Genomic DNA, 10,080 nt, shown 5'->3' with positions numbered 1-10,080 from the left:
GTTTGCGTCACGCTGCCCGGCGTGTCGTGACGCAAACCTCTTGATCAACGTGGGATCAGGGGGGTGGGGTGGGATCAGGGGTTAGGGGTTTGTTAGGGCTTGGTCTACCAGGGACTTGGCTTCTTCCTGGATCTTCTTTAGGTGGTCGGGGCCTTGGAAGGACTCGGCGTAGATCTTGTAGACGTCTTCCGTGCCGGAGGGCCTTGCGGCGAACCAGCCGGACTCGGTGCTGACCTTGAGGCCGCCGATCGGCGCGCCGTTGCCGGGGGCGGTGGTCAGCGTCGCGGTGATCGGCTCGCCGGCCAGCTCGGTGGCGGTGACCTGCTCCGGGGAGAGCTTGCCGAGCACGGCCTTCTGCTCGCGGGTGGCCGGGGCGTCGATCCGGGCGTACGCGGGCGCGCCGAAGCGCTCGGCCAGCTCCGCCCAGTGCTCGCTCGGGCTGCGCCCGGTGGTGGCCAGGATCTCGGCGGCGAGCAGGCAGAGCAGCAGGCCGTCCTTGTCGGTGGTCCAGGTCGAGCCGTCGCGACGGAGGAACGACGCTCCGGCGCTCTCCTCGCCACCGAAGCCGACCGCACCGTCGAGCAGGCCGGGCACGAACCACTTGAAGCCGACCGGGACCTCCAGCAGCGGCCGGCCCAGGTCGGCGGCGACCCGGTCGATCATCGACGAGGAGACCAGCGTCTTGCCCACCGCCGCGGCCGGGCCCCATTCGGTACGGGTACGGAACAGGTGACCGATCGCCACCGCCAGGTAGTGGTTGGGGTTCATCAGCCCGGCGTCCGGGGTGACGATGCCGTGCCGGTCGGCGTCCGCGTCGTTGCCGGTGGAGATCTGGAAGTCGGCACGGGCGGCGATCAGCGACGCCATCGCGTTCGGCGAGGAGCAGTCCATCCGGATCTTGCCGTCGCCGTCCAGGGTCATGAACCGCCAGGTCGGGTCGACGGTCGGGTTGACCACGGTCAGGTCCAGACGGTGTCGCTCGGCGATCTCACCCCAGTACGCCACGCTCGCCCCACCCAGCGGGTCCGCGCCGATCCGCACCCCGGCGTCGCGGATCGCGTCGATGTCGATCGCCGCCGGCAGGTCGTCGACGTAGTTGGCGAGGAAGTCGTACTCCCCGGTGGTGTCCGCGGCCCGCGCCCGCGCGTAGGTGATCCGGCGGACCTCCTTGAGCCCGGCGGCCAGGATCGCGTTGGCCCGGTCCTGGATCCACCGGGTCACGTCGGTGTCGGCCGGCCCGCCGTTGGTGGGGTTGTACTTGAAGCCGCCGTCGTCGGGCGGGTTGTGCGACGGCGTGATCACGATGCCGTCGGCGAGCCCGCTGGTCCGCCCCCGGTTGTGGGTGAGGATCGCGTGCGACAGGGCCGGCGTCGGGGTGTAGCCGTCCCGGCTGTCCACCAGCACGGTGACCCCGTTTGCGGCGAGCACCTCCAGGGCGTCCACCGCGGCCGGCGCGGAGAGCGCGTGGGTGTCCCGGGCGAGGAACAGCGGGCCGTCGAGGCCCTGCTCCCGCCGGTAGTCGCAGAGCGCCTGGGTGACCGCGAGGATGTGGTCGGAGTTGAACGCGTTGCGCAGGCTGGAGCCGCGGTGGCCGGAGGTGCCGAAGGAGACCTGCTGCGCCGGGTCCGCGGGGTCCGGGTGCTCGGCGTAGTAGGCGGTCACCAGGCGCGGCACGTCGACCAGGTCGGCGGGCTGGGCGGGCTGGCCGGCACGGGGGTGGGTCACTGCGGGATCCTCCTCGAGGAGTGCGGGTCGGTCACGGCACGACCTTCTGGCCCTTGCCGATCACCACGATGCCGTTGTCGGAGACGGTGTAGCGCTGCCTGTCCTTCTCCAGGTCGACGCCGATCTCGACGCCCTCCGGGACGAACACGTTCTTGTCCAGGATGGCCCGCCGGACCACCGCGTGGCGGCCGATCTCCACACCCTCCATCAGCACCGAGCCCTCGACGTGCGCCCAGGAGTGCACCCGCACCTTCGGCGAGACGATCGAGTTCTCCACCAACGAGCCGGAGATCACCACGCCCGGGGAAACCATCGAGCCGACCGCGCGGCCGACCCGCTCACCCCACTGGTGGACGAACTTCGCCGGCGGCCACGGCAACTGCTCGGTGTAGATCGGCCAGTCGAAGTTGTACATGTTGAAGACGGGGTGCACGTTGATCAGATCCATGTGCGCGTCGTAGAACGAGTCGAGCGTCCCCACGTCCCGCCAGTAGCCGCGGTCGCGGTCGGTGCTGCCCGGCACCTCGTTGTCACGGAAGTCGTAGACGTTCGCCTCGCCCCGCTCGACGAGCATCGGGATGATGCTGCCGCCCATGTCGTGCTTGCTGGTCTTGTCTTCGGCGTCGCGCTCGACCGCCTCGCAGAGCGCCCGGGTGGTGAAGACGTAGTTGCCCATCGAGGCGTAGATCTCGTCCGGCGCGTCGGGCAGGCCGACCGCGTCGGTGGGCTTCTCCCGGAACGCCCGGATCCGCTTGCCGTCCTCGGCGACCTCGATGACACCGAACTGGTCGGCGGTCGACAGCGGCTGGCGGATGCCGGCGACGGTCACGGCGGCACCGGAGGCGATGTGGTCCTCCACCATCTGCCGCGGGTCCATCCGGTAGATGTGGTCGGCGCCGAAGACGATCACGTAGTCGGGCTGCTCGTCGTTGATCAGGTTGAAGCTCTGGTAGATGGCGTCGGCCGAGCCGGCGAACCACCACGGGCCACGACGCTGCTGCGCGGGCACCGGGGTCACGTAGTTGCCGAGCAGCGTCGACATCCGCCAGGTCTTGGTGATGTGTCGGTCGAGGGAGTGGGACTTGTACTGGGTCAACACGACGATCTTGAGATAGCCGGCGTTGGCCAGGTTGGAGAGGACGAAGTCGACCATGCGGTACATCCCGCCGAACGGGACGGCCGGCTTGGCCCGGTCCGTGGTGAGTGGCATCAGGCGCTTGCCCTCCCCACCCGCCAGGACGATCGCGAGCACCTTGGCAGCCATGCCCCGACGCTATCCACCCGCGTCGCACTTCACCACTCGTACGGGGACTCTTCTGCACTAGGGTGCGGGGTCATGACGGAACCCATCCCGCTGCGCGTCGACCTGCTCACCCGCGAGTATCCGCCGGAGGTCTACGGCGGCGCGGGCGTGCACGTCGAGTACCTGGCCCGGGAGTTGCGCCGGCTCGCCGACGTCCGCGTGCACTGCTTCGGCCAGCCGCGTTCCGAGCCGGGCGTCACGGCGTACCCCGAACCGCCCGGCCTGACCGGTGCGAACGCCGCGCTGCGCACGATGGGCGTGGACCTGGAGATGGCCGCCGGCGCGGCCGGCACCGACGTGGTGCACAGCCACACCTGGTACGCGAACATGGCCGGGCACACCGCGAAGCTGCTGCACGGGGTGCCGCACGTGGTGACCGCGCACAGCCTGGAGCCGCTGCGGCCGTGGAAGGCTGAGCAACTCGGCGGCGGCTACGCGCTCTCCTCCTGGATCGAGCGCACCGCGATGGAGGCCGCCGACGCGGTGATCGCGGTCAGCGGGGGCATGCGCAGCGACGTGCTCACCGCCTACCCGCAGATCGACCCGTCGAAGGTCCGGGTGGTCTACAACGGCATCGACACCATTCAGTACGCCCCGGACTCCGGCACCGACGTGCTCGACCGGCTCGGCGTCGACCCGTCCCGACCGAGCGTGGTCTACGTGGGGAGGATCACCCGGCAGAAGGGGCTGCCCTACCTGCTGCGGGCCGCCCGGGAACTGCCGGCCGACACCCAGCTCGTGCTGCTCGCCGGCGCACCGGACACCGCCGAGATCGCCGCCGAGGTGGAGGAGCTTGTCGCCGAGCTGCTGGCCAACCGCTCCGGCGTGGTCTGGGTGGCCGAGATGCTGCCCAAGCCCGAGGTGATCCAGGTGCTCACCCACGCCACGGTCTTCGTCTGCCCGTCGGTGTACGAGCCGATGGGCATCGTCAACCTGGAGGCGATGGCCTGCGAGACGGCCGTGGTGGCGACCGCCACCGGCGGCATCCCCGAGGTGGTGGCCGACGACGAGACCGGCCTGCTGGTGCCGATCGAGCAGGCCACCGACGGGTCCGGTACCCCGCTGGAGCCGGAGAAGTTCGTGGCAGACCTGGCGGCAGCGGTCAACACCCTGCTCGCCGACCCGGCGCGAACCGAGCGGTTCGGCCTGGCCGGCCGGCGGCGCGCGGTCGAGCACTTCTCCTGGGACGCCATCGCCCGCCAGACCCTGGAGGTCTACCGCTCGGTCGGCGCGGCCTGAGAGAGACGACAGCGCGGTACGACGAACTCGAAGCAGCGATGCCGATCAGGTCGCAGATCAACTCGGGTTTCACTTCGGGGAAGTTGCTGGGTCGACGACGCCTTGAGGCAGCAACTTCCCCGGAAGTGCGCGGATCCTGCCGTGCGTCACCAGGGGTGGGGCGGACCGGCGGGCTTGGCCGCGCGCGAACGGATCTCGCGCAGTAGGTTGGCGGGGTGACTGGACGGTTCCCGATCGAAGACGTCTCCCCCGTCGTCTCGTGCGGGCGGTACCCGGCCAAGGCGGTGGTCGACGAGCCGGTTCCGGTGTCGGCGCGCGCCTACCGGGAGGGGCACGACGCGCTGGGCTGCAACGTGGTGTGGGCCGGTCCGGACGGCGAGCAACGGCCGTTCACCCGGATGCGGCCGGGCGAGCCCGGCCAGGACCGCTGGCACGCCACCATCGCGCCGGACACCGTCGGCTCGTGGACCTTCTCCGTCGAGGCTTTCCAGGACCCGTACCTGACCTGGCAGAACGCGGTTACCAAGAAGATCGCCGCCGGTCAGGGGCCGGAGGACCTGGCCAACGACCTGGCCGAGGGCGCCCGGGTACTCACCGCCGCGCAGGGCCTCGTCCCGGACGCCGACCGCCCCCGGGTCGCCGACGCGCTCACCGCGCTCGTCGACACCGACCTGCCGCTGGCGCAGCGGGTCGGCCCGGCGCTGGCCCTGGCCGACCTGCTCTGGGAGCACCCGGTGCGGGAGCTGGTCACCGCCGGTGACACGTACTCCATCTGGGTGGACCGCAAGCGGGCGCTCTACTCGGCCTGGTACGAGTTCTTCCCCCGCTCCGAGGGCGCGGTGGGCGGCCGGTCCGGCACCTTCGCGACCGCCACCGATCGGCTGCCGGGTGTCGCCGCGATGGGCTTCGACGTGCTCTACCTGCCGCCGATCCACCCGATCGGCCGGGTCAACCGCAAGGGCCGCAACAACGCGCTCACCGCCGGCCCGACCGACGTGGGCTCGCCGTGGGCGATCGGCGCCGCCGAGGGCGGCCACGACACGATCCACCCCGATCTGGGTACGCCGGCAGACTTCCGGACCTTCGTCCAGGCGGCTGCGGCGCAGGGCCTGGAGGTGGCGATGGACCTGGCGTTGCAGTGCGCGCCGGACCACCCGTGGGTCACCGAGCACCCGGAGTGGTTCACCACCCGGGCCGACGGCAGCATCGCGTACGCGGAGAACCCGCCGAAGAAGTACCAGGACATCTACCCGGTCAACTTCGACAACGACCCGGAGGGCATCCGGGCCGAGGTGCTGCGGGTGGTGCTCCACTGGGTCGGCGAGGGCATCCGGATCTTCCGGGTGGACAACCCGCACACCAAGCCGTTCGACTTCTGGCACTGGCTGATCGCCGAGGTGAAGGCGGTCGACGAGAACGTGCTGTTCCTGGCCGAGGCGTTCACCCGGCCGGCCATCATGCACGGCCTCGGCAAGATCGGCTTCACCCAGTCGTACACCTACTTCACCTGGCGCACGACGGCCGCCGAGATGCGGGCGTACTGCGAGGAGCTGATCGAGGCGGCCGACTACATGCGGCCGAACTTCTGGCCGAACACCCCGGACATCCTGCACGAGTCGTTGCAGCACGGCGGCCCGCCGATGTTCAAGATCCGGGCGGTGCTGGCCGCGCTGCTCTCCCCCTCCTGGGGCATGTACGCGGGCTTCGAGCTGTTCGAGCACGTGGCCCGGCCGGGCGCGGAGGAGTACCTGGACAACGAGAAGTACGAGCTGCGCCCCCGGGACTGGGCCGCCGCCGAGGCGCAGGGCCGCTCGCTGGCACCGTTCCTCACCACCCTCAACCGGGTACGCCGCGACAACCCGGCCCTGCACCAGCTCCGTAACCTGCGCTTCCACGAGATCGACAACCCGGCGCTGCTGTGCTGGTCCAAGCACGACCCGGAGACCGGCAACACCGTCATCGTGGTCTGCTCGTTCGACTCGCACACCGTGCAGTGGGGCAACACCACCCTCGACATGCCCGCGCTCGGCTTCGACTGGCACGAGCGGTTCACCGTGTTCGATGAGCTGACCGGCACCAGCTACGACTGGGGTCAGCGCAACGCGGTACGCCTCGACCCGTACCTGCAACCCGCGCACGTGCTGACCGTGCGCCGCCCGACGCCACCGGTCGTACCGCAGCTCGCGGGCGCCGAACCGGCGGACCTCACCGTCGCCGACGTGCCGGACGACCTGTCCGGCGGCACCGCCCCGGTGGCCCCGGCCACCGAGCCGTCGCCCCCGGCGAGCGTCGGGGAGCCCCCGGCTGCCCAGCCGCCGCCGGCCCCAGCCACCGCGCCGCAGCCCCCAGCCGCCCAACCGTCGCCCCCCGCCAGCGTCGCGGAGCCCCCGGCTGCCCAGCCGCCGCCGGCCCCGGCCACCGCGCCGCAGGCCCCGGCCAGCGTGGCGGCGACGCCGGCCACGCTGGCGTCCCGGGCTGCGGCCCGTGCGGCTGCCGCCCGCCCGTCCCGCTCCGCGCCGACCGCTCTCGCCCCGAAGGACGACCGATGGACCAGCTGATCTCCGGCGCGACGCACGACCCGCACGCGCTGCTCGGCGCGCACCCGGCCGACTCCTCGACGACGATCCGCACGATGCGCCGGGGTGCCGGCGACGTGGTGCTGCTCGTCGGCGACGAGCGGCACCCGATGAAGCGGGTGCACGACGTGGGCGTCTTCGAGGCGCAGGTCGACGGCACCGTGCTCGACTACCGGGTGGAGGTCGACGGCACCGCGCACGACGACCCGTACCGCTACCCACCGACCCTCGGCGAGCTGGACCTGCACCTCATCCGCGAGGGCCGGCACGAGCGGCTGTGGGAGGCGCTCGGCGCCCGGGTCTTCGACGAGGGCGTGGCGTTCAGCGTCTGGGCGCCGAACGCCCGGGGGGTCCGCGTGGTCGGTGACTTCACCGGCTGGGGCGCCGACGACGGCTGGCCGATGCGATCGCTCGGCTCCAGCGGGGTGTGGGAGTTGTTCGTCCCCAACGCCCGGGTCGGGGCCCGCTACAAGTACCGGGTGCTCGGCGCCGACGGGCAGTGGCGGGACAAGGCCGACCCCCTCGCCGCGTACGCCGAGGTGCCGCCGGCCACCGCCTCGGTGGTGCACCACTCGACGTACCGGTGGAACGACGCGGACTGGCTGGCCCGGCGGGCCGAACGGCAGCCGCACCAGGAGCCGATGAGCGTCTACGAGGTGCACCTCGGCTCGTGGCGGCCCGGCCTGGGCTACCGCGAGCTGGCCGAGCAGCTCACCGCGTACGTCACCGAGTTGGGCTTCACGCACGTGGAGTTCCTGCCGGTGATGGAGCACCCGTTCGGCGGCTCCTGGGGCTACCAGGTCACCGGCTACTACGCGCCGACCTCCCGGTTTGGCGACCCGGACGACTTCCGCTTCCTCGTCGACCGGCTGCACGGGGCCGGCATCGGCGTACTCCTGGACTGGGTGCCCGCGCACTTCCCGAAGGACGAGTGGGCCCTCGCGCGGTTCGACGGCACCCCGCTCTACGAGCACCCCGACCCGCGGCGCGGCGAGCACCCCGACTGGGGCACGTACGTCTTCGACTTCGGCCGCAACGAGGTCCGCAACTTCCTGGTCGCCAACGCCCTCTACTGGTGCGACCAGTTCCACGTCGACGGGCTGCGGGTCGACGCGGTCGCCTCGATGCTCTACCTGGACTACTCCCGCAACCACGGCGAGTGGGCCCCGAACACGTACGGCGGCCGGGAGAACCTGGAGGCCATCGCGTTCCTGCAGGAGGTGAACGCAACCGTCTACAAGCACCACGCCGGCGTCGTCATGATCGCCGAGGAGTCCACCGCCTGGCCGGGGGTCACCCGCTCCACCGCCGACGGCGGGCTGGGCTTCGGGTTCAAGTGGAACATGGGCTGGATGCACGACACCCTGCTCTACACCTCGAAGGACCCGATCTACCGCCAGCACCACCACCACCAGCTCACCTTCTCCCTGGCGTACGCCTGGAGCGAGAACTACGTGCTGCCGATCAGCCACGACGAGGTCGTGCACGGCAAGGGCTCACTCGCCGGCAAGATGCCCGGCGACACCTGGCAGCGACTGGCGAACGTGCGGGCGCTGCTGGCGTACAAGTGGGCACACCCCGGCAAGCAGCTTCTGTTCATGGGCTCCGAGCTGGCCGACGACCGGGAGTGGAGCGAGGAACGCGGCCTCGACTGGTACCTCCTGCACGACCCGGCCCGCGCCGGCGTGCAACGGCTCGTCGGCGACCTCAACCGGGTCTACCGGGACACCCCGGCGCTCTGGGCGCAGGACACCGAACCAGCCGGCTTCCGCTGGATCGCCGGCGACGACGTCGCCAACAACACCGTGTCCTTCGTCCGGATCGCCCCGGACGGCTCGACGCTCGTCTGCGTGGCGAACTTCTCCGCCCAGCCGCTGCACGACTACCGGATCGGGTTGCCGGCCGGCGGGACGTGGCAGGAGGTGCTCAACACCGACGCCCACCACTACGGCGGGTCGGGCGTGGGCAACCTGGGGGCGGTGCACGCCGAGGACGTGCCGTGGCACGGAATGGTGGCTTCGGCGGCCCTTCAGGTGCCGCCGCTGGGCGCGATCTGGCTCCGCCAGAGCTGACAGTCGCCGCTGACCGCCGGAAGGGTTGGGCTTACGGCAGATCGGCGCAGACCTGTACTAGCGTTGACGCCGTGAGCAATCGTGCGGCGAGGTACGAACCGATGACGATCGCACGGCTGGGTGTCCTGCTCGTCGGGGGCGACGACACCAGGCGGTGGCGTCTGGTGGCGGAGTTCCTGGAGGAGTACGGCTGGGAAGCATCCGCGCGTCGCGCTGACCTGCTGATCCAGGAGCCAGCCCCAACAGGTGACGATCGTTGGGATGTCTTCCTCGCGGCATTGGCGGAGTATCTCTCCGCCCGCGACGGGCGCGGCGCACCCTCGTGGGTCGAGACGCGGTCGCTACGGCAGTTCTGGTTTCCCTTCAACACGCGCGCCGCCCGCGTCGACGCCGTGGTGCACGCGCCTGCGGCATTCCGGCGCCGTGGGGTGTTCATCTCCCCGCAGGAGTTGAAGGTCGCGTGAGTGCTCCCGACCCGCTGCTGGATCGTACTGCCATCGAGGACGCCTTCCGCCGGCTCGGTGACCGGTTGGCGAAGCGCGGTGTGGTCGCCGACCTGTATATCTTCGGTGGAGCTGCCATGGCGCTGGCCTACGACGCCCGACGGTCGACGCGCGACATAGACGCCGTTTTTCAGCCGCACGGCATCGTCCTCGACGAAGCGCGGGCCGTCGCGGATGAGCTAGGGCTGCCGCAGTGGTGGCTCAACGAACAGGCGAGCGTGTACGTCGCCGTTGGCGGGGACCCGGAGGCACCACGAGTCTTCGATCACCCTGGCCTGCGGGTCTCGGCGGCGTCCCCGGAGCATCTGCTTGCCATGAAGGTTCTCGCGGCACGACGCCGAGACGCCGAAGACATCCGCTTCCTCGTGGAGCACCTCGGGCTGAACAACCCCGAAGAGGTCCTCGGCCTTTGCGCCGAGATCTTCCCGGACGAAGAGGTCCCCGGCCGGGCGAGGCTTGTCCTTGAAGACGTGTTCGACGTCCGGTAGCCCGGCATAAGCCGTCGACCAGACCATTTCGGCTTCGCCCAGCCACTGCACCACTACCGGATCGCCGTGCCGGCCGGCGGTCAGACCTCGGCGGGCGCCCTCGCCCCGCAGGCGGTGCAGCAGCTGGCTCAGCGCCCAGGCGCACTCCTGCGGCCCACGCCCGGCCGACAGCAG

General features: G+C 71.0%; 6 protein-coding genes and 1 pseudogene. 5 read left to right on the top strand and 2 right to left on the bottom strand.

Features of this window, described 5'->3' with window-relative positions; translation table 11 throughout:
- Positions 1-81 precede the first annotated feature (81 nt).
- Both pgm and glgC read right to left on the bottom strand, forming a co-directional pair.
- Positions 82-1,725: a phosphoglucomutase (alpha-D-glucose-1,6-bisphosphate-dependent) gene (pgm, locus tag ACWER9_RS31065; protein WP_452305199.1), complete on the bottom strand. Its 1,644-nt coding sequence runs from the start codon at positions 1,723-1,725 to the stop codon at positions 82-84.
- A gap of 31 nt (positions 1,726-1,756) precedes the next feature.
- The gene (gene glgC, locus ACWER9_RS31060; RefSeq protein ID WP_452305198.1) at positions 1,757-2,989 is read right to left on the bottom strand and encodes a glucose-1-phosphate adenylyltransferase; all 1,233 of its coding nucleotides are present in this window, start codon (positions 2,987-2,989) and stop codon (positions 1,757-1,759) included.
- A 72-nt stretch (positions 2,990-3,061) separates the two neighbouring features.
- On the opposite strand from glgC, the gene glgA reads away from it, so the two are divergent.
- The 5 genes and pseudogenes from glgA (at position 3,062) to ACWER9_RS31035 (ending at position 9,906) form a co-directional block, all read left to right on the top strand.
- Complete coding sequence (glgA, locus tag ACWER9_RS31055) at positions 3,062-4,267, top strand: glycogen synthase (RefSeq protein ID WP_452305197.1); 1,206 nt, start codon at positions 3,062-3,064, stop codon at positions 4,265-4,267.
- Positions 4,268-4,482: 215 nt separating this feature from the next.
- Positions 4,483-6,531: pseudogene (locus ACWER9_RS31050) on the top strand (maltotransferase domain-containing protein); the annotation flags it as partial.
- A 281-nt stretch (positions 6,532-6,812) separates the two neighbouring features.
- Positions 6,813-8,915, top strand: coding sequence for a 1,4-alpha-glucan branching protein GlgB (gene glgB / locus ACWER9_RS31045; protein ID WP_452305196.1), 2,103 nt, complete (start codon positions 6,813-6,815; stop codon positions 8,913-8,915).
- A 101-nt stretch (positions 8,916-9,016) separates the two neighbouring features.
- Entirely contained in the window at positions 9,017-9,379 is a 363-nt protein-coding gene (locus tag ACWER9_RS31040) for a hypothetical protein (protein ID WP_452305195.1), read from the top strand.
- Positions 9,376-9,906: a DUF6036 family nucleotidyltransferase gene (locus tag ACWER9_RS31035; protein ID WP_452305194.1), complete on the top strand. Its 531-nt coding sequence runs from the start codon at positions 9,376-9,378 to the stop codon at positions 9,904-9,906. The genes ACWER9_RS31040 and ACWER9_RS31035 overlap by 4 nt, the downstream gene beginning before the upstream one ends.
- Positions 9,907-10,080: the final 174 nt, after the last annotated feature.

The organism is Micromonospora sp. NPDC003944, from assembly GCF_053605225.1.
The sequence above is the reverse complement of the archived record's forward strand: the minus strand, read 5'-3'. Positions and strand labels throughout refer to the sequence as shown.

Coding starts and splice junctions, on each gene's coding strand:
- glgC (WP_452305198.1), bottom strand. CDS start 2,989: ATGGCTGCCAAGGTGCTCGCGATCGTCCTGGCGGGTGGGGAGGGCAAG.
- glgB (WP_452305196.1), top strand. CDS start 6,813: ATGGACCAGCTGATCTCCGGCGCGACGCACGACCCGCACGCGCTGCTC.
- glgA (WP_452305197.1), top strand. CDS start 3,062: ATGACGGAACCCATCCCGCTGCGCGTCGACCTGCTCACCCGCGAGTAT.
- ACWER9_RS31040 (WP_452305195.1), top strand. CDS start 9,017: ATGACGATCGCACGGCTGGGTGTCCTGCTCGTCGGGGGCGACGACACC.